Origin of the sequence: Staphylococcus sp. GDX8P54P (assembly GCF_017893165.1) — a bacterium.
GTDB classification, from domain to species: Bacteria; Bacillota; Bacilli; order Staphylococcales; family Staphylococcaceae; genus Staphylococcus; species Staphylococcus borealis.
Window position 1 is genome coordinate 163680 of the sequence record NZ_JAESMM010000012.1, and the last position, 20626, is coordinate 184305.

Consider the following 20626-nt stretch of genomic DNA (forward strand, 5'->3'; position numbering starts at 1 on the left):
CCTTTTTCGGCAAATAGAAAAGAGCGGGTATATGCCCACTCTTTCTGCCTGAGTCTAATTTTTTACGCACAATAAGTATATCACACTTTAATTCCTTAAACAAATGTCTACTCACTGTGTCAATAGGAATATCGAAATGAAATCAAATGTTCACAACATAAGTTCGTTTACATATCAAAGATAGATAACTGTGCTTTGTCAGGTAGGTCAGGTAACGAACCTAAATCATCAAGGTACTCGATGATTTTTTGAGATAATCCAGCTTTCTTATTTAAATCTTCTTTAGATAAGAAAGGACCATCTTCTCGTGCTTCTACAATACGTTTAGCAACGTTCTCTCCAAGTCCAGGCACAGAAATAAATGGCGGGATTAACGTATCCCCTTCAATAATAAAGTCAAATGCCTGACTTTTCTCGAGACTAATCGGTTGCATACGGAACCCACGATGCGCCATTTCGTTCATGATTTCTAACACAGTAAGCACATCTTTCTCTTTTTTACCGAGGTCCATGTATCTTGAATACATATCTTTCACTGTATTCTTAATACTTTCTTTATCTTTAATCATCGTAATCAAATCAAAGTCTGAAGCACGAATTGTAAAGTATGCTGCATAATAATAAAGTGGATGATGCACTTTAAAGTATGCAATTCTCACTGCCATTAATACATATGCAGCCGCATGGGCTTTAGGGAACATGTATTTAATTTTCAAGCAAGAATCTAAATACCAGTCTGGTACATCATTCTCTTTCATAGCGTCTATCATTTCATCAGTTAACCCTTTACCTTTACGCACTGACTCCATCGTTTTGAAGGCCATAGAGGGTTCTAATCCTGCATACATTAAATAAACCATTATATCGTCACGACAGCCTATAACGCTTGATAAATCACAAATACCTGTTCGGATTAATTCTTGTGCATTACCTAACCATACATCGGTACCATGAGATAATCCTGAGATTTGAACTAATTCTGAAAACGTCGTTGGCTTAGTATCTTCCAGCATTTGTCGAACAAACCCTGTTCCGAATTCAGGCACACCAAATGTCCCTGTCTTACAAAGAATATCTTCTTCAGTTACACCCAATGATTCCGGACTACTAAAGATTTGCATCGTTTCTTTATCATCGACCGGAATGGTCTTTGGATCTATACCTGATAAATCTTGTAGCATACGAATCATTGTAGGGTCATCGTGTCCAAGTATATCTAGTTTCAACACATTATCGTGGATAGAATGGAAGTCGAAATGTGTCGTCATCCAAGAAGCACTTTGATCATCTGCTGGAAATTGGATTGGCGTAAAATCATAAATGTCCATATAATCTGGAACAACAATAATACCACCAGGGTGTTGGCCGGTTGTACGTTTGACACCTGTACATCCTTTAACAAGGCGATCGATTTCAGCACCACGTTTATGGATACCTTGATCATTTAAATAGCCTTTAACATAACCGAACGCTGTCTTTTCAGCAACAGTACCTATTGTTCCAGCACGGAATACCTTGTCTTCTCCGAACAGCACTTTAGTGTAGTTATGTGCGTTAGGTTGATATTCACCACTAAAGTTCAAGTCAATATCAGGCACTTTATCCCCTTTAAATCCTAAGAAAGTTTCGAACGGAATATCTTGTCCTTCTTTGATAAGATCGGCACCACAAGTACTACATTTTTTATCAGGTAAATCAAATCCTGAACCTACAGAACCATCATCAAAGAACTCACTTGTTTTACAATTAGGGCAAATGTAGTGAGGTGGAAGCGGATTAACTTCAGTAATTTCTGTCATCGTCGCCACAAAACTTGAGCCTACCGAACCACGTGAACCTACTAAATAGCCATCATCCAATGATTTTTTCACAAGACGTTGAGAGATTAAATAAATAACTGAGAATCCATTACCGATAATACTTGCAAGTTCTTTTTCAAGTCGATCAATTACAATTTGTGGTAAATCCTCACCATATAATTTTTTAGCATTTGTATAGCTTAATTCACGTATCTCTTCATTCGCACCATCCATGCGTGGTGTGAATAGCTGATCTTTAATCGGAATAACTTTATCTATTCGGTCTGCTAAGTCATTGGTGTTTTTAACTACAATTTCGTATGCTTTTTCTTCACCTAAGAAGTGGAACTCATCTAGCATCTCATCTGTCGTTCTAAAATGTGCTTCAGGTAATGTTGAGCGATTTAGAGGATTACCGGGTTGTGAGGCAATCAATATTTTACGTGCAATGGCATCATGCTCATATAAATAATGTGCGTTACCTGTTGCTAAAACAGGAATACCAGTACTTTCTCCAGCTTTCAAAATACGGTCATAGATTTCGTATAGTGTTTCTGTATCTCTAATCAGCTCTCTATCAATCAGATCTTGATAAAGTTTTGGTGGTTGGACTTCAATAAAGTCATAATACTTAGCAATTTTTTCAACTTCCGACTGATCTCTTTGCATAACAGCTGTGAATAATTCACCTTCATCACATGCAGTTCCTACCAAGATACCTTCACGATATTCATTTAATAATGATCGTGGAATTCTTGGTGTACGATAATAATATTTAACTAAAGAAGCACTTACAATCTTAAATAAGTTTTTTAGACCTTCTTGTGTTTGAACAATTAATGTTACATGTGTTGGTCGTGCACGTTTATATGCATCTTCATTCGATAGTTTTTGGTTGATGTCTTTGTGATTTGTTACGCCTAATTCTTTCATTTGTTGGACCATTTTAATGAAAATATATGCCGTAGCTTCAGTATCATAAATGGCTCTATGGTGCTGAGTTAGTTCTACACCATATTTTTTAGCTAAAAAGTTTAAACCGTGTTTACCATATTCAGTATTAATCGTACGTGATAATTCTAATGTATCAATGACACCATTCGTTGATGGGCCAAACCCAAGTCTTTCATATCCTGTGTCGATGAAGCCCATATCGAATGATGCATTATGCGCTACAAATATAGCGTCGCCAACCCACGTTTTAAATTCTGTTAGTACTTCATCAATTTCAGGCGCATCTGTTAACATATCATCAGTAATATGCGTTAAATTTATAATCGTTTCTGATAATTTCTCATGTGGATTACTGAAACGTTCAAATTTATCAATAATTTCTCCATCTTTTACTTTAACAGCAGCCAATTCTATAATTTGGTCATATTGGTTTGACAGTCCTGTCGTTTCAACATCAAACACGACATATGTAGCTTCTTTAAGATCTCGGTCTGTAGGTTTATAAGCAATAGGTACTCCATCGTCTACAAGCATACCTTCCATACCATAAATCATTTTGATGCCGTTTTTTTCAGCTGCGCCATGCGCATCGGGAAATGCTTGCACGACATTATGGTCAGTAACTGCTATCGCTTTATGTCCCCATTTAGCAGCTTGATCAACATACGCACTTATATTAGGAATGCCATCCATTTGGCTCATTGATGTATGCAAATGAAATTCTACTCGTTTTTCTTCTGCTTTATCTTGCTTTGGCGCCTTTTTGATTTCTTCAATATCAGACATCATCATAACCAAATCTCTGACAAATGTGTCTTCTTCAATACGTCCTTGAGCACGAACCCATTTACCAACACTAAGTGCCTTAAAGTGATCTAAATCGTCTTTATTTTTTCGTGTAAACATTTTAAGCACTAAAGAGTCCGTATAGTCTGTCACTTTTAATTCAACAATGTGACGGCCACTCTTCAATTCTTTAAGGTTAATATCAAATATAACACCCTCAATTGCAACTTTGAATTCTTCTTCAACAATTGACTCAATAGGTTTAATATTTTCAATTTGTATTGGTTTACCAATTTGGCATTTTTCAACATTGCTTTCGTTATTATCTTGTTGTTTCGCTTTCTCAGCTTTCATTTTTTCGATTTTTTCGGTAGCTTCACGCGCACTCTTCTCATCTTCTTCTTGAATATGCGCTTCTAGTGAGGCTAAATCATCATAAGAACTTGAGTCATCTGTTTCAAATACGACTTTATCTATATCAAAACCACATTTACGAAATGCTTTTACTAAGCTACCATTACACACTTTATCAAAGTGATTTCTTTCGATGTCATTTGAGGTCATTACTTTGAGCACGTTACCTGACATAATTAAACGTTTCTGTTTAAGTTGACCTTTCACTTTAGGCGATAATGCAGTGTGTTCAATACAATGACCAAAATATTTAATGGCATGTTCATCTTGGTTACTTGTATCTTGAATTGTAAAATGCCAATCGACTTTGGCAATGTCTTTAAATTCTTCAGTAATTGCATTTGTAAAAATTAAATAATCTTCGTGTGATAGAAAATATGGCAATGTAATTTGAAATTCCCACGTTCTATTTTTATTTGACACATCCACTCGCGTTAATTCACCTTGTTCAATAATTGTTTGATCAAGTTGATTGGAAACTTTAATTTGGTCCGCAAGTACTTTAAATTTTTCTTGATTCGTCATTGCCATGACAGATAACCACCCTTATATTTAACTCTTTTCTCAATTTTGTTTTAACGTAAAGTGTTATGTTCTAACTACAAACTTGATATCTATTATACTACTTTGAGTGATGCATTTCATTTGCTGCGTTTAATTCTTTTAATAAAAAAGAGGCTTAGACAACTATGAAATTGTCCTAACCTCATTTCGATAAGTGCATTGATTGCTATATTAATTCAGCAATGACTAAGACACTTAAATCATACGTCTAAGCGTTCACCATATTATAATTGACTGTATAATGTGGCGATATAGTCATTTAAATCATTTATATGAACATCTTCACTCTCACCAGTTTGACGCACTTTGACTTCAACGATACCATCACTTGCATTTTTACCTACGACAATTCGTATAGGTAAACCAATTAAATCTGCATCGTTGAATTTAACGCCTGCACGATCTTTACGGTCATCATAAAGTACATCATATTGTTGTTGCAATGTTTCATACAATTGATTACCTAATTCAAGTTGTTCATCTTTTTTAGGATTTATTGTTATTAAGTGTAAATCAAACGGTGTTACTGATTTTGGCCAAATAATACCATTTTCATCATTATTTTGTTCGACAATAGCACTTAATGCTCTTGATACACCAATACCGTAACATCCCATGATTAATGGTTTAGCTTTACCTTGATTATCTAAGAATGTTGCGTTCATTGCTTCTGAGTATTTTGTTCCCAATTTGAATACTTGACCAACTTCAATACCTTCAGCAAATTTTGCTTCACCAGAGCCATCACTTAATGGTTCACCTTCTAAGATAAAGCGGAAATCACCATATTCATCAACATTAAAGTCGCGTCCAATATTGGCATTTACATAATGGTAGCCATTTTCATTTGCACCTACAACTAAATTATTTAAATCCTTAACAAAATTATCAGCGTAAATTTTAATTTCTTTATCATGAATTGGTCCTAATGATCCTGGACTTGCACTTAATAAATTAATAATTTCATCTTCAGTTGCCATCTCAACATGATCTGTTCCGAAGTACGCTTTAACTTTGACATCATTTAACTCATGGTGACCTCTGATTAAGAACATGATAAATTCACCATCAATTTTGAATATCATCGTTTTCACAATTTCATCCACTGGACGATTTAAAAAGTCTGCTAATTCTTGAGCAGTTTTAACATTAGGTGTTTCAATCTTTTCAAGTGCTGCAACTTCAGTATGTTTTTCATTTGGATAATATGCAACTTCAGCTTTTTCAATGTTAGCTGCATAATCACTATGTTCACTATAAACAATCGTATCTTCACCAATTTCACTTAGCGCCATAAATTCATGTGTATGATTACCGCCAATTGCACCTGAATCTGCAACTACTGGACGTGCATTAATACCAACGCGTTTGAATATACGACCGTAAGCGTTGTACATATCTTGATACGTATCATCAAGTGATGCTTCATCAGCATGGAATGAATAAGCATCTTTCATAATAAACTCTCTACCACGTAATAACCCGAAACGTGGACGCTTTTCATCACGGAATTTAGACTGAATTTGGAATAAAGTTAATGGTAATTGTTTATATGACTTAAGTTCATCTCTCACGATAGAAGTGACTACTTCCTCATGCGTTGGTCCTAGTGCAAATTCACGACCATTACGGTCTTTTAATCGCATAAGTTCTGGACCATATGCACCCCAACGACCTGACTCTTCCCAAAGTTCTGCTTGTTGAAGCGCAGGCATTAAAATTTCAACAGCATCTATACGTTCCATTTCTTCACGAATAATTTTAGAAATATTATTTAAGACACGAGAAGCGAGTGGCAAATAGCTATAAATACCACTTGTGCTTTGTTTAATTAACCCTGCTTTTAATAATAATTGATGACTTAATGCTTCTGCTTCAGCAGGTACATCTCTCATTGTTGGAATGAAAACTTTTGATTGTTTCATCACTTACTCCTCCTTAATTTATAAGAAATAACGTTGTATGTCGTTCCAAGTTACTAGAACCATGATAATTAAGACAAATATAGCACCAGCTGCTATTATCATTGTTTCAGCTTTCTTATTCACTGGTCTTCTAAAGATGGCTTCATAAAGTACGAATAAGATTCGACCACCATCTAGTGCTGGGATTGGTAACAAGTTCATTATACCTAAGTTAACACTTAACAGTGCAGTGTAATACGTTAATGCAATAACACCCTGTTTCACAACAGAATCGACATTATGATAAATACCCACTGGACCATTTAACATGTCAAATGAAAATTGACCAGTAAATATACTTGCAATCATTGTACCTACTGCTTTAAATATTAACGTACTCGCACTTACAAACTGATCAAACCCTAAAGCTATTGGTTTAATTAATGTATGTTCTTTTTCCGGCTGGAAACCTAAAATGTATGTCGTTTCAGAATTTAATTTCGTTTGTTTAATTACTTGTTTCTTAGGTGTTATATCAACTGACTTGATTTGATTATCTCTTTCAAATTTTATCGTTGTTTTGTTATCTTTAATTTTATTCGCAGCAGATTGTATATCATCAAAATCCTTTGTTTTATACGGACCTACTTGAACAATTTTATCCCCAGCTTTTAATCCTGCTTGTTGTGCAGGGTAGTTATCAGCTAATTGCGCTACTGAAGTAGTAGGTGTACCTTGGAAATAAGCTAATGCAATAAATAAAACCAAAGCCAATATAAAGTTAAACAAAGGTCCTGCAAATAATGTTAAAAATTTTGGTAATGGTTTCTTGTGTGCAAATTGGCGATGGCGTGGTGCAATTTGGATTAAGCTTCCATTTTCAACGAAATAGGCCGTCTCAGCAATGTTAAAGTGATGGCGCTCATTGTCATATGATGTAATACCTTCTATATATAAATCATCTTTAAAGTCACATTTTTTGACTTCGATTGCTTCTATTTTTTGGAATTTATGTTGATCATCTAAAATAATATGCGTAATTTCATCTTTATCATTAAGCTTAACTTTAACATTCATTCCTGGTTCAACTGGCGGTTCTTCTAAACCATCCCCAGCCATTCTTACATATCCACCGACTGGTAATAGACGGATTGTGTATAACGTTTCATTCTTTCGGAAACTAAAGATTTTGGGTCCCATACCTATCGCAAATTCAGGACACATTATTCCAGCACGCTTAGCAAAGAACATGTGACCATATTCATGTACTGTAACCAGTACACCAAACACGATTATAAATGAGACAATAGTGATTAAATAACTCACGTGTTACACCTCAATTAAATTAATTTTCTACTTTATTCATAAGAATGATGTAGATTATCTATGATTTAGTTAAATTATTCAAGAATTTTACTTTTAATAAAAGGAGTTAAGAATTACATCATCTACTATATCTAGTCAAATGTGCACTCAATAACTCCTCAATTATAGCACTATACATTTTTCATATATAAATAAAACATTAAAATCATACTACATTTGTATTAATAAAATGTTGAGTAATGGTAAAACAAACATAAAGCTATCAAAGCGGTCTAATATGCCGCCATGACCTGGTAAAATTCGTCCAGAATCTTTAACACCAAAATGACGTTTAAATCCTGATTCAACTAAATCACCTAGTTGACCAAAAATACTTAAGATGATTGTTACTAATAATAGTAACCAAATGTTTAAATTAAAATCAACAAACCATAACATAACAATTGGTACTATTAAACTACAAATTAAGCCACCAATAAAGCCTTCGATTGTTTTATTTGGACTGATCACTGGCCACAATTTATGTTTCCCCATTAAACGACCGAAAATATAAGCCCCTGTATCAGTTAACCATACCACTAAAAATGCATAAAGTATGTAATGTAAGCCATCTGAACGTGTTGCATAGAAATACATAAATCCAATGCCTACGTATGCAACTGACATCAGACAAAATGCTGCGTCCATAAAACTAAATCTATTCTTAGACAATACAGTATAACTTAATAAAATAAAACTCATTGCGATTAAACTTTTTAACTGAATATCACTAACCCAGTCGCCTGCTGATTGAGGCAACATAATAATGATTAATGCTAATGCACTAAAAATGCCAGGGACTGAAAGTAATTTAATCATATTCATATTTAAGAGTTCTTTTAAAGCAATTAAAGCGAGTAAGTACGCAAACAACATGAGTGTTGTTCCACCCATTAATAAAATTGGGAGAAATATTATCAAAGCAATAATTGCGGTTAAAGTTCTAACTTTCATACGCTACTCCTTACTTAACCCTCCAAAGCGTCTTTGGCGAGATTGATATATTTTTAAACATTTTTTAAATTCTTCACCGTCAAAGTCTGGCCATAATTTCTCATTGAATATAAATTCACTATAAGAAGACTGCCAAATAAGGAAATTACTAATACGTTGTTCGCCAGAAGTACGAATTAATAATTCAGGATCTGGGTATGAATGTGTCATTAAATGCTTGGTTATCATTGATTCGTCAATATCTTTACTGCCTTGACCGTTATGTTGAAGTTCATCATAAATTGATTTCATACTTTGTACAATTTCAGCACGTCCACCGTAATTAATAGCAAATATCAATTTTAAACCTGTATTATTTTTAGTTTTTTCTTTTGCGTGTTCAATCGCTTCTATCGTCGATTTAGGAACGGCTTCCAGAAATCCAATTGTTTCAATTTGAACATTTTTTTCAATGAGTTCTGGTAAGAATGTTTTCAAAAAATTTACAGGCAAATTCATGATATAATTTACTTCATTTTCAGGTCTAGACCAGTTTTCAGTTGAAAAAGCGTATAAGGTTAAGTATTTAATGCCCAAATCACTTGCTTCTCGCGTTACCGTTTTAATCGTTTGCATACCTTCATAGTGGCCTTTTATTCTAGGCATTTTACGCTTTTTGGCCCAACGTCCATTGCCATCCATGATAATCGCTACATGTTCAGGTAAATTATGTAAATCTAAATCATCGTTCTGACTGATTTTAGTCTTATTTCTTTTTATTAGCTTTTTAAACATGGTCTTTCCTCCGAGCCTGATCATCTCTATTATATTATATTAGTTATTTAAGAAATCATCTATCATTTTATCATACTCGATAATGGCATTGAATAAGCAAATGAAAAAACTGTACCAAAGTCTGAATTGGCACAGTTTAGACTAAAATAATTTATAGTAATGTATAAAGTACACTTTGAATACAACTTACACATTATTAAATGAATTAATTTATTGTCGAACTCATTAAACAGACATAATGTCTTTTTCTTTGTCTTCTACTAATTGATCAATTTCCTTAATAGAATTATCAGTCGCTTTTTGTACATCTTCTGTTTGACTTCTTAAGTCGTCTTCAGTAATGTCTCCATTTTTTTCATCTTTTTTCAATTGGTCGTTAATATCGCGACGAATGTTTCGAATTGAAACTTTCGCATCTTCACCAATTTTCTTAACATTTTTCACTAACTCTTTACGACGTTCTTCAGTTAAAGCAGGAACTGTGATACGAATAACTTCGCCATCACTTGTAGGATTTACACCTAAGTTCGCAGCGTTAATTGCTTTTTCGATATCAGCCACTGAAGTTTTATCATATGGAGAAATAACTAATAAACGTGCTTCTGGCACATTGATACTAGCTAATTGTTGAACTGGAGTTGGAGCTCCATAATAATCAACTGTTACGCCACTTAATAAATTTGAATTTGCTCTTCCAGCACTGATATTTGCTAATTCACGTGATAAATTATCAATAGATTTACTCATTCTAGCTTTAGTGTCTTGAATAATGTCACTCATACTAATTACACCTCTAATTATTTAGTTATTAATGTACCTATTTTCTCGCCCATAACTGCACGTTTAATATTTCCTTCTTCCATAATTGAGAATACATTTAATGGAATATTATTATCCATGCAGAATGATGAAGCTGTTGAATCCATCACTTGTAATCCTTCTTGTAACATTTGGATATGTGTTAAGTGATCATACTTAACCGCATTTTTATCTACTTTAGGGTCTGCTGAATATACACCATCAACATTATTTTTACCCATTAAAATAACATCGGCTTCGACTTCTGCTGCACGTAACGCTGCAGTTGTATCTGTAGAGAAGTAAGGATTACCAATACCTGCTGCGAAAATTACAACACGTTTCTTCTCTAAATGTCTAATAGCTCGTCGACGAATATAAGGTTCAGCTACTTGTTTCATTTCAATAGAAGTTAACACGCGAGTGTCACATTCTAATTGTTCTAAACTGTCTTGAAGTGCAAGAGCGTTCATAACTGTAGCAAGCATACCCATGTAATCTGCTGTACCACGGTCCATACCTAAGTCACTACCAGTTTTTCCTCTCCAAATATTACCGCCACCAACGATAACTGCGATTTCACAATCCATCTTAGCAACTTCAGCTACTTGCTGTGCTACACTTTTAATAATGATTGGATTAATACCAAAACCTTTGTCTCCTGCGAGTGCCTCACCACTAAGTTTTAATACTACACGTTTATATTTAGAAGTTTGCGCCATTGTTTTTTCCTCTCTATTGTAAAAATATGTAATATATACAAGTAAAGAAGACACTGACGCGCCTTCTAACATAAAGTATGACTTTATAATAGAAAACCTCAAAGGTGTCTTCTTTCTTGTAAATCCTGTCGACAGATTATTTCATTTGACCTTTAACTTCATCTGCGAAGTTTTCTTCACGTTTTTCCATACCTTCGCCTACTTCATAGCGAACGAAGTCAACAAGTTTACCACCTTTAGATTTTAAGAAAGCTTCAACTGTTTGATCTGGATCTTTAACAAAGTTTTGATCAACTGCACAAATTTCTTGAAGATATTTACGTAAACGACCTTCAACCATTTTTTCAACGATTTTTTCTGGTTTACCTTCATTTAATGCTTGTTGTTTTAATACTTCTTTTTCGTGGTTAATTTCTTCTTCTTTAACTTGTTCAGAAGAAACATATTTTGGATTGATAGCTGCGATGTGCATTGCTACATCTTTAGCAGCTTCTTCATCAGTAGAACCTTCAACTACAGTTAACACACCAATGCGTCCACCCATGTGTAAGTATGCACCAAATGCATCGTTATCAGATTTAGTTCTGATTTCGAAACGACGGATGCTTAATTTTTCACCGATTGTTGAGATTGCTTCTTTCATTCTTTCATCAACTGTTTTACCACTTGATAATTTAGTTTCTAATAAAGCATCTACTGTTTCAGCTTTGCTATCAAGAATTTGATTAGCAATTTCTTTAACTAATTCTTGGAAGCCTTCATTACGAGCTACGAAGTCAGTTTCAGAGTTGATTTCAACGATAGCAGCTTCGTTTCCTTTAACTTCAACATGTACTAAACCTTCAGCTGCAATACGGTCTGCTTTTTTAGCTGCTTTAGCGATACCTTTTTCACGTAAGTAATCAATCGCTTTATCGATGTCACCATCAGTTTCTGTTAGCGCTTTTTTACAATCCATCATACCAGCGCCAGTTCTTTCACGTAATTCTTTAACAAGTTTTGCTGAAATTGCCATTAATTATTCCTCCAATATTTCTAATTGTAATAATAGATGATACCTAAATATTACCATTAAAGTCACTATAATTTCCAATACTCTAGTTAACTTTAATTATTATTTTTTATTATTTGAAAAAAGGGCGATAAGCATTACATCTTATCACCCATTTAAACTATATCTTAGTTTGATTCAACAGTAGTATTTTCTTCAGTTGATTCTGCTTCTTGAGATTCTTCTTTTTCATCTAAATTGATGTTTTGCTCTGCAGCTACTTCATCGTTAGAAACACCTTGTTGACCTTCTAAGACAGCGTCAGCCATTTTACCAGTTAATAATTTAACGGCACGAATAGCGTCGTCGTTCGCTGGGATAACATAATCAATTTCATCTGGATCACAGTTAGTGTCAACAATACCAACGATTGGAATATTTAATTTACGTGCTTCAGCAATCGCGTTGCGCTCTTTACGAGGGTCAACTACGAATAATGCTTGAGGCATTGATTTCATATCACGAATACCGCCTAAGAATTTAATTAAACGGTCGTATTCTTTTTTAAGTTCAACAACTTCTTTTTTAGGTAAAACGTCGAATAAACCGTCTTCTTCCATTTTCTCGATTTCAGAAATACGTTTAATACGTTTAGAAATTGTTTTATAGTTAGTTAAAATTCCGCCTAACCATCTTTGGTTAACGTAGAATTGACCAGCACGTTCTGCTTCAGCTTTAACTGATTCTTGTGCTTGTTTTTTAGTACCAACGAATAAGACTCTACCGCCATCTTCTGATACTTGTTTGATGAAGTTATAAGCTTCTTCAACTTTTTTCACTGTTTTTTGTAAGTCAATGATATAGATACCATTTCTTTCAGTGAAGATATATTTTTTCATTTTTGGGTTCCAACGGCGTGTTTGGTGACCGAAGTGAACACCGGCTTCTAGTAATTGTTTCATTGAAATTACTGCCATTTTAAATTCCTCCTAGTGGTTATTTACCTCCATAATAAACTCATATAAAGACAATGATTGAATTGCACCCTCTACATGTGCGTTTATTATGTGTGTATTGGCTTTATAGCCGACAATAATAATATCATACTTTTAATTGCCGTGCAACGTTAATTTATTGAATACGTCAATACGTAACACTTTCGATATTTCGAGCAATTAAAAAACTGCTGCAGATACATGTTTTAGCCTCGCAGCAGTTAAACTTCAATTTATTAGAATAATTATGCTAATACTAATTATTTATTACGTTCTAATTCTTCAAGGAATTTTTCTTTTTTAACTTTAATAAAGGTACCTTTCATCCCTAAGGATCGTGATTCGATTACACCAGCACTTTCAAGTTTACGTAATGCGTTAACGATAACTGAACGTGTGATACCTACTCTATCTGCTACTTTAGAAGCAATAAGTAAGCCTTCATTACCACCTAATTCTTCAAAGATATGCTCAATAGCTTCTTTTTCTGAATAAGATAATGAATTAATTGCCATTGTAATAGCTGCTTTATCACGCGCTTCTTTTTCAACTTCATTATGCTTCTCACGTAAAATTTCCATTCCAATTACTGTAGCAGCATATTCACCTAATACTAAATCATTTTCGTTAAAGTCATCTTTAACACGACCAAGTACTAATGTACCTAATCTTTCTCCCCCACCAAGAATAGGGAATACAGTCGTACGACTATCGTTAAATAATTCTTTGTCTTCTGGAGGGAATACTGTTAATTCATTATTAATATCAATATTTGATTCAGTTTGTCTAACATCCATTAATAGTTCAGTATACTCACTAGGAATATGTTTACTTTCTAACATGTCATTGATTCTTTGACTCTTTAAAAGTTCATTTAAATTTGAACCTAAAATTTTGCCTCTACGTGAAACAATAAATACGTTCGTTACAGTAACGCTACTAATTGTTTGAGCCACGTCTTTAAAGTCAACGGCAATACCCTTATGTTTTTGTAATAGTGTATTTAATTCTCTAGTTTTAGATAATAAGCTCATAAAATTTCTCCTTTATTTATATTATAAAATAAATGCACTTAAATCTTTATTTGTTGAAATAGATTTCAACTTATCATCAACATATTGTGGTGTTATATCTACTACAGCATTTGGCATGCTAGGTGCCTCAAATGATAAATCTTCAAGCATTTTTTCTAGGATTGTGTGTAAACGACGCGCACCAATGTTATCAGTGTCTTGGTTTACTTGATAAGCCATTTCAGCTAATCTTGTAATCGCTTCCTCGGTAAAGTTCACAGTGACCTCTTCAGTTTGGAGTAGTGCCTCATATTGCTTAATTAGTGATAGTTTAGGTTCTGTTAATATTCTGTAGAAATCATCCACAGTTAAGCTTTCTAATTCTACTCTAATCGGGAAACGACCTTGCAATTCAGGTATTAAATCGCTAGGTTTAGATACGTGGAATGCCCCCGCACCAATAAATAGCATATGTTCAGTATTTACAGTACCATACTTAGTTTGAATCATGCTACCTTCTAAGATTGGCAAGATATCTCGTTGAACACCTTGTCTTGAAACATCTTGACCACTATTAGCATTATTCGTTGCTACTTTGTCAATTTCATCAATGAAGATAATACCCATTTGTTCTGCCAACTCTAATGCCTCTTGATTCGCCGTCTCTTGGTCTATTAACTCATCCGCGAAATCATCAGCTAAAATCTTACGTGCTGTTTTAACAGGCACTTCACGTTCAACCTTACGTTTAGGCATGAGTTGATTCATCATATCTTGCATTTGCTGATTTTGATTAGTACCTAGCATTCCAAGTGCACCTGGATCTTGTTCAACTTTAATTCTAACTTTCTCTTCTTCAAGTTTACCATCTAATAATTGTTTTTTGATTTCTGAACGCTTCGTTTTAATTTCTTCAGTTGGTGTTTCTTCTTCCTCATCATCATTATTACCAAAGTTTGGAATTGCGCCACCAAATAATGACTCTAATGGATTGTTGTTATTTGATGCTTTTTTCTTCATACTTGGCACTAATAATTTAACTAATTTTTCATTTGCTTTATTAAGCGCTTCATCTTTGACCAAGTCTTTCTTTTGATCTTTAACAAGTCTTACTGCCACATCCACTAAATCACGAACCATACTCTCAACATCTCGTCCAACGTAACCTACTTCAGTAAACTTAGTGGCCTCCACTTTGATAAATGGGGCGCCAACAACCTTAGCCATACGTCTAGCTATTTCCGTTTTACCAACACCAGTTGGACCAATCATTAAAATATTCTTAGGTGCGATTTCTTGCTTAGTTTCTTCGTCAAGCAAACTTCTTCTATAACGATTTCTTAACGCAATGGCAACTTTACGTTTAGCATCATCTTGCCCAACTATATATTCATTTAATTTAGATACGATATCTTTAGGTGTTAATTTTATACCATTTGCATCCATATCTTTTACCTCCAACCTAATATACGTCCATTTATATTCATTTCCATTTGTTTAACGTTAAAGTGTTTCCACTATAATATTATCATTAGTGAACACACAAATGTCAGATGCAACTTTCAAACTTTCATAAGCCATTTCTTTTGCTGACAAATGACTAGCATGGCGTTTCAATGCTCTTCCAGCACTTAATGCGTAGTTTCCACCTGAACCAATTGCAATTAAATCATCATCTGGTGCAATCACTTCTCCAGTTCCGCTCACCACTAATATTGCATCTTTGTCCATTACAATTAGCATTGCTTCCAATTGACGCAGTTGTTTATCCCCACGCCATTCTTGTGCTAGCTCAACAGCTGCACGTTCTAAGTTACCACTGAATTGTTGTAACTTTGTTTCGAATTTCTCGAACAATGTGAAAGCATCTGCAACACTTCCAGCAAATCCAGCAAGTACTTTCCCTTCGTATAATCTACGAACCTTACGTGCTGTTTGTTTCATAATGACTTGCTCACCAAGTGTCACTTGTCCATCACCAGCCATTGCCGCTTCACCATTGTGTCTAACAGCATAAATCGTTGTTGCATGTAATGATGTTTTACTCATTTATTTACTCTCCTTTTTCGCTCGAGGATGTGCATTTAAATACACTTTACGTAATTGTTGATTAGATACATGTGTATATCGTCCAGTGGTTGAAAGATTTACATGTCCTAATAAAGATTGTACCGTTCTCAAATCCGCTCCTTGATTAAGTAAGTGTGTTGCAAACGTATGTCTAAGTTTATGGGGATGAATTTCTGTCACTCCTGCTGTACGTTTTACAACATCATTTAATACATACCTAACGCCCCTTTCAGTTATAGGTGCGCCATTCATATTAACTAATAAATATGAATGTTTGGCATGTTGTATCGGTTTGAATTCACTTAAATATTGTTCAATACTTTGGCGACAAAATTCTCCAAACGGAACAAATCGCTCTTTGTTTCCCTTTCCTAGTACCTTGACACCAGGTAAAGACATATCAATATCTTTAAGTTGTATATTTACTAGTTCTGAAACACGTATACCAGTTGCATATAATAATTCTAAAATAACTCGATCTCGTAATCCCTTTTTAGAATCTTGAGCTACAGTTTTAAATAAAGCCTCCATCTCTTCTTCATAAAAAAACTGTGGTAAATAGTTTTCCTTCTTAGGATGAACCAGTTGAACAAAAGGATTGATGATTGTCTCATCTTGTGTCATCCAAAACTCATAGAAAGTTCTTAACGTTGAAATCTTCCTTGATACAGTAGTACGTTTCAAATTTTGCGAATATAAATAACTTAAATAATTTCGAGCATCTTTATATTCAAATTTTTTTAGGCTTAACAACTCTTGATCTAAAAAACGATTAAATTGTACTAAATCATCATGATATGATTTTAAAGTATGGTCGGAGAAATTCCTTTCAACTTTGAGCATATTTAAGAATGTAACTTGGATTTCTTCCACTTAAAAATCCCCTCCATCATATGCATTGTAGCATATAACATGAAAGGGACTAAAACAATTAGCTATAGAATTCAAAATCTTTTGAGAATTCTTTAAAACTTTGAATTGACACATTTTCTATCAATTATAAAGTTTATATTATTTTTAAAGTGTTTTCTTATAATTTTCTAAATATTCGAGTGCTCTATTTGCTTGTGCCTCGTAACGTTCTTTTTTATCTTTGATACGTTTTTCAAGTGATGGGAGTAAACCAAAATTAGCATTCATAGGTTGGAAATTCTTTTCATTTTTGGCATGTGAGATGTAATACGCCATACTACCTATCATTGTCTCTCTTGGGAATATTACTTCACCTTTATCTAATATTTTATGAGCTAGATTGATGCCAGCAACAAGGCCACTTGCTGCACTCTCAACATAGCCTTCAACACCTGTCATTTGACCTGCAAATTGAATTCGATTTTCTTTAATCAATTCATACTTTTCATTTAACACGTCAGGAGAGTTAATAAAAGTATTTCGATGCATGACACCATATCGAACGATATCAACATTTTCTAAACCAGGGATAAGGCGAATGACTTCTTTTTGAGCACCCCATTTTAAGTGTGTTTGGAAACCAACAATATTATATAGCGTGCCTGCAGCATCATCTTGTCTTAATTGAACAACAGCAAATGGACGTTTGCCTGTTTTTGGGTCTTCAAGTCCCACTGGTTTCATGGGTCCAAATAATAATGTTTTACGTCCGCGTTCAGCCATTACTTCAAAAGGCATACATCCTTCAAAGTATTTTTCTTTTTCGAATTCATTTGTTGGTGCAACCTCTGCTTCAAGTACTGCATCATAAAAGCGATTGAATTCTTCTTCTGTCATTGGACAATTAAGATAAGCTGCTTCACCTTTATCATAACGTGATTTCAAATACACTTTATCCATATCTATGGATTCTTTTTCTATTATTGGAGCGGCAGCATCATAAAAATAAAGTTGATCTTTACCAGTAATGTCTACGATTTCTTTAGCTAAATTTTCAGTAGTTAATGGGCCCGTAGCAATAATCGTATACCCTTCAGGAATACTATTTATTTCTTCATTAATTACTGTAACGTTTGGATGATTTCTTAAAGTTTCAGTAATGTAACCAGAAAAATCATGTCGATCAACTGCTAATGCACCACCAGCAGGCACTCTTGCTTTATCAGCAGCAGAAATAATTAACGAGTCTAATCGTCTCATTTCTTCTTTTAGTACACCTACACCATTTGTTAAAGCATTACCACGAAGTGAGTTAGAACATACTAGTTCTGCAAATTTATCAGTATGATGCGCTGGTGTTTGTTTAACAGGACGCATTTCAATCAAATTAACCTTGATTCCTCGTTGAGCTAATTGGTAAGCAGCTTCTGAACCAGCTAAGCCTGCGCCAACAATATTTACAGTTTGACTCATGGTTTTCCTCCTTTTAATTTCTATCTATTTTTGAACTTCTTCTTTGTAATCACAGTTAGAACATATAACTTGTGAGCTACGTCCTTTTTTATGTTCCATTAAGTAATGATTACACTTAGGACAATCACGGCCAACAGGTTTATCCCAAGAAATAAAATCACATTCGGGATAATTTGAGCAACCATAGAATAATCTATTTTTCTTAGATTTTCTTTCAACAACATCTCCATCTTTACATTTAGGACATGTAACACCAATCGTTTTAACAATCGCTTTCGTATTTCTACAATCTGGGAAGTTTGAACATGCCATGAATTTACCATAGCGTCCCATTTTAATTACCATAGGCGAACCACAAACTTCGCAATCTTCACCGGCTGGTTCATCTTTAATTTCAACTTTTTCCATTTCTTCCTCAGCACGTTCAACGTCTAATTTGAAACTTCCATAAAAGTTATCAATTACTTTTCTCCACCCGATATCTCCTTCAGCAATTTTATCCAATAATGTTTCCATATTAACCGTAAATTCCACATCAATAATTTCAGGGAAATAGTCCTTTACTTGTTCGTAAACGATTTCACCTAATTCTGTAGGAACAAATCGTTTGCTTTCAAGTTTGACGTAATTACGTTTTTGGATTGTATCAATAGTAGGTGCGTAAGTTGATGGTCTACCGATTTTTAGTTCTTCTAATGTTTTGACTAAACGTGCTTCTGTATATCGTGGCGGTGGTTGTGTGAAGTGTTGTGCTGGCTCAATTTGCGTCGCAGTTACTTCATCACCTTTACTTAAATTTGGTAATTTTTTTTCTTTTTCATTATCTTTATCGTCTTTGGCCTCAACATAAAGTGTCATGAAACCTTTAAATTTAATTGTTTGACCGTTCGCTCTAAATTTAATGTTATTTTGAGTAACATCTAAAGCAACCGTGTCTAGGATTGCTGGTGCCATTTGACTTGCCACAAAACGTTCCCAAATCAATTTATATAAACGATGCTGATCTCTCGTTAAGTACGATTTCATTTCATCAGGTGTGCGTAAAGTACTTGTTGGACGAATTGCCTCATGGGCATCTTGATCACCTTGTTTACCTTTCGCTGTTCGATTAGAAATATAATCTTTACCATACTTATCTTCAATATATTTTTTTGCTTCGTCTTTTGCTGTTTGTGAAATACGAGTAGAATCCGTTCGCATATATGTGATTAATCCAACTGTGCCTTGTCGTTTTAGATCGATACCTTCATATAATTGTTGTGCAAGCATCATTGTTTTTCTCGCTTTAAAATTCAACTTACGCGCTGCTTCTTGTTGTAATGTTGATGTTGTAAACGGATTAGCAGGATTTCTAGTTTTTTCCTTTTTATTCACATTTGTTATTTCAAACTTATCGCCGTCTAGTTCAGTTGTGATTTTTTCAATATCTTTTTTAGTTTTTAACTTAAATGGTTTGTTTTTATAATGAAGAAACTTAGCAGTAAATTTTGATTTTTTATATCTAAATTCACCTTCTATAGACCAATATTCTTCAGGCTTAAAGTTACGAATCTCATTTTCTCTATCGATAACTAATCTTAAAGCAACAGATTGAACACGTCCTGCTGAAAGTCCTTTTTTCACTTTCTTCCATAAAACTGGTGAAATGTTATAACCAACTAATCTATCTAAAATACGGCGTGCCTGTTGTGCATCTACTAAATTCATTTCAATGCCACGAGGGTGTTTGAAACTTTCTTTTACCGCATCTTTTGTAATTTCATTAAATACTACTCTGTTTTCTTTTGTATCATCAAGTTCTAAAATTTTTGATAAATGCCAAGCAATCGCTTCACCTTCACGGTCAGGGTCACTCGCAAGAAAGACATTTTTAGCTTTCTTAGCGTATTTTTTTAAATCTTTTACTACTGGACCTTTACCGCGAATTGTAATATATTTCGGTTCAAAATTATCTTCTACATCGACACCCATTTGACTTCTTGGTAAATCTCTAACGTGTCCCATAGAAGCTATCACTTTATACTTTTTACCTAAATATTTTTCAATGGTTTTAGCTTTTGCAGGCGACTCAACTATGACTAAATTATCTGCCAAAGTGAATTCCCCCTTGCTATTTCAATTACTAAAGATAAATGATAAACGGTCAATTTTGATTTTGTCAATGTTTAAATTCTATTTATGTGTTTTTTAAACTTATT

At 34.1% G+C, this 20626-nt stretch carries 15 protein-coding genes; all 15 read right to left on the reverse strand.

What is annotated here, in order from left to right:
- Window positions 1–167 precede the first annotated feature (167 nt).
- Window positions 168–4484: a PolC-type DNA polymerase III gene (locus tag KA909_RS06765; protein WP_193839417.1), complete on the reverse strand. Its 4317-nt coding sequence runs from the start codon at window positions 4482–4484 to the stop codon at window positions 168–170.
- 257 nt (window positions 4485–4741) lie between these two features.
- Entirely contained in the window at window positions 4742–6442 is a 1701-nt protein-coding gene (locus KA909_RS06770; protein WP_193839418.1) for a proline--tRNA ligase, read from the reverse strand.
- A gap of 18 nt (window positions 6443–6460) precedes the next feature.
- A complete protein-coding gene (gene rseP, locus KA909_RS06775; RefSeq protein ID WP_075108557.1) occupies window positions 6461–7747 on the reverse strand; it encodes an RIP metalloprotease RseP in 1287 nt (428 codons plus the stop codon).
- Window positions 7748–7957: 210 nt separating this feature from the next.
- Window positions 7958–8740 carry a phosphatidate cytidylyltransferase gene (locus KA909_RS06780; RefSeq protein ID WP_053029303.1) on the reverse strand — a complete coding sequence of 261 codons (783 nt, stop codon included), beginning with the start codon at window positions 8738–8740 and terminating at the stop codon, window positions 7958–7960.
- A 3-nt stretch (window positions 8741–8743) separates the two neighbouring features.
- On the reverse strand, window positions 8744–9514 hold the full coding sequence (locus KA909_RS06785) for an isoprenyl transferase (protein WP_075108556.1): 771 nt from the start codon (window positions 9512–9514) through the stop codon (window positions 8744–8746).
- Between the two features lie 225 nt (window positions 9515–9739).
- On the reverse strand, window positions 9740–10294 hold the full coding sequence (gene frr / locus KA909_RS06790) for a ribosome recycling factor (protein WP_053029299.1): 555 nt from the start codon (window positions 10292–10294) through the stop codon (window positions 9740–9742).
- A 17-nt stretch (window positions 10295–10311) separates the two neighbouring features.
- Window positions 10312–11034 (reverse strand): UMP kinase, encoded by a 723-nt coding sequence (pyrH, locus tag KA909_RS06795; protein ID WP_053029298.1) that lies wholly within the window; start codon window positions 11032–11034, stop codon window positions 10312–10314.
- A gap of 136 nt (window positions 11035–11170) precedes the next feature.
- On the reverse strand, window positions 11171–12049 hold the full coding sequence (tsf, locus tag KA909_RS06800; protein WP_053029296.1) for a translation elongation factor Ts: 879 nt from the start codon (window positions 12047–12049) through the stop codon (window positions 11171–11173).
- A 164-nt stretch (window positions 12050–12213) separates the two neighbouring features.
- Window positions 12214–13002 (reverse strand): 30S ribosomal protein S2, encoded by a 789-nt coding sequence (gene rpsB, locus KA909_RS06805; RefSeq protein WP_011275944.1) that lies wholly within the window; start codon window positions 13000–13002, stop codon window positions 12214–12216.
- Between the two features lie 278 nt (window positions 13003–13280).
- The gene (gene codY / locus KA909_RS06810; RefSeq protein ID WP_210130063.1) at window positions 13281–14054 is read right to left on the reverse strand and encodes a GTP-sensing pleiotropic transcriptional regulator CodY; all 774 of its coding nucleotides are present in this window, start codon (window positions 14052–14054) and stop codon (window positions 13281–13283) included.
- 21 nt (window positions 14055–14075) lie between these two features.
- Window positions 14076–15479, reverse strand: a complete 1404-nt coding sequence (gene hslU / locus KA909_RS06815; protein ID WP_053029292.1) for an ATP-dependent protease ATPase subunit HslU — start codon at window positions 15477–15479, stop codon at window positions 14076–14078.
- A 57-nt stretch (window positions 15480–15536) separates the two neighbouring features.
- Complete coding sequence (gene hslV / locus KA909_RS06820; protein WP_053029290.1) at window positions 15537–16082, reverse strand: ATP-dependent protease subunit HslV; 546 nt, start codon at window positions 16080–16082, stop codon at window positions 15537–15539.
- The gene (xerC, locus tag KA909_RS06825; RefSeq protein WP_228480623.1) at window positions 16083–16946 is read right to left on the reverse strand and encodes a tyrosine recombinase XerC; all 864 of its coding nucleotides are present in this window, start codon (window positions 16944–16946) and stop codon (window positions 16083–16085) included. It abuts the gene before it with no gap.
- 174 nt (window positions 16947–17120) lie between these two features.
- Complete coding sequence (trmFO, locus tag KA909_RS06830) at window positions 17121–18428, reverse strand: FADH(2)-oxidizing methylenetetrahydrofolate--tRNA-(uracil(54)-C(5))-methyltransferase TrmFO (RefSeq protein ID WP_075108550.1); 1308 nt, start codon at window positions 18426–18428, stop codon at window positions 17121–17123.
- A gap of 24 nt (window positions 18429–18452) precedes the next feature.
- A complete protein-coding gene (topA, locus tag KA909_RS06835; protein ID WP_210130064.1) occupies window positions 18453–20522 on the reverse strand; it encodes a type I DNA topoisomerase in 2070 nt (689 codons plus the stop codon).
- Between the last annotated feature and the right edge of the window lie 104 nt (window positions 20523–20626).

What these genes read in the sequence shown, in the direction of transcription:
- KA909_RS06765 (WP_193839417.1), bottom strand. Translation starts at nt 4,484, where the DNA reads ATGGCAATGACGAATCAAGAAAAATTTAAAGTACTTGCGGACCAAATT.
- KA909_RS06770 (WP_193839418.1), bottom strand. Translation starts at nt 6,442, where the DNA reads ATGAAACAATCAAAAGTTTTCATTCCAACAATGAGAGATGTACCTGCT.
- KA909_RS06780 (WP_053029303.1), bottom strand. Translation starts at nt 8,740, where the DNA reads ATGAAAGTTAGAACTTTAACCGCAATTATTGCTTTGATAATATTTCTC.
- KA909_RS06785 (WP_075108556.1), bottom strand. Translation starts at nt 9,514, where the DNA reads ATGTTTAAAAAGCTAATAAAAAGAAATAAGACTAAAATCAGTCAGAAC.
- frr (WP_053029299.1), bottom strand. Translation starts at nt 10,294, where the DNA reads ATGAGTGACATTATTCAAGACACTAAAGCTAGAATGAGTAAATCTATT.
- pyrH (WP_053029298.1), bottom strand. Translation starts at nt 11,034, where the DNA reads ATGGCGCAAACTTCTAAATATAAACGTGTAGTATTAAAACTTAGTGGT.
- tsf (WP_053029296.1), bottom strand. Translation starts at nt 12,049, where the DNA reads ATGGCAATTTCAGCAAAACTTGTTAAAGAATTACGTGAAAGAACTGGC.
- rpsB (WP_011275944.1), bottom strand. Translation starts at nt 13,002, where the DNA reads ATGGCAGTAATTTCAATGAAACAATTACTAGAAGCCGGTGTTCACTTC.
- codY (WP_210130063.1), bottom strand. Translation starts at nt 14,054, where the DNA reads ATGAGCTTATTATCTAAAACTAGAGAATTAAATACACTATTACAAAAA.
- hslU (WP_053029292.1), bottom strand. Translation starts at nt 15,479, where the DNA reads ATGGATGCAAATGGTATAAAATTAACACCTAAAGATATCGTATCTAAA.
- hslV (WP_053029290.1), bottom strand. Translation starts at nt 16,082, where the DNA reads ATGAGTAAAACATCATTACATGCAACAACGATTTATGCTGTTAGACAC.
- xerC (WP_228480623.1), bottom strand. Translation starts at nt 16,946, where the DNA reads ATGCTCAAAGTTGAAAGGAATTTCTCCGACCATACTTTAAAATCATAT.
- trmFO (WP_075108550.1), bottom strand. Translation starts at nt 18,428, where the DNA reads ATGAGTCAAACTGTAAATATTGTTGGCGCAGGCTTAGCTGGTTCAGAA.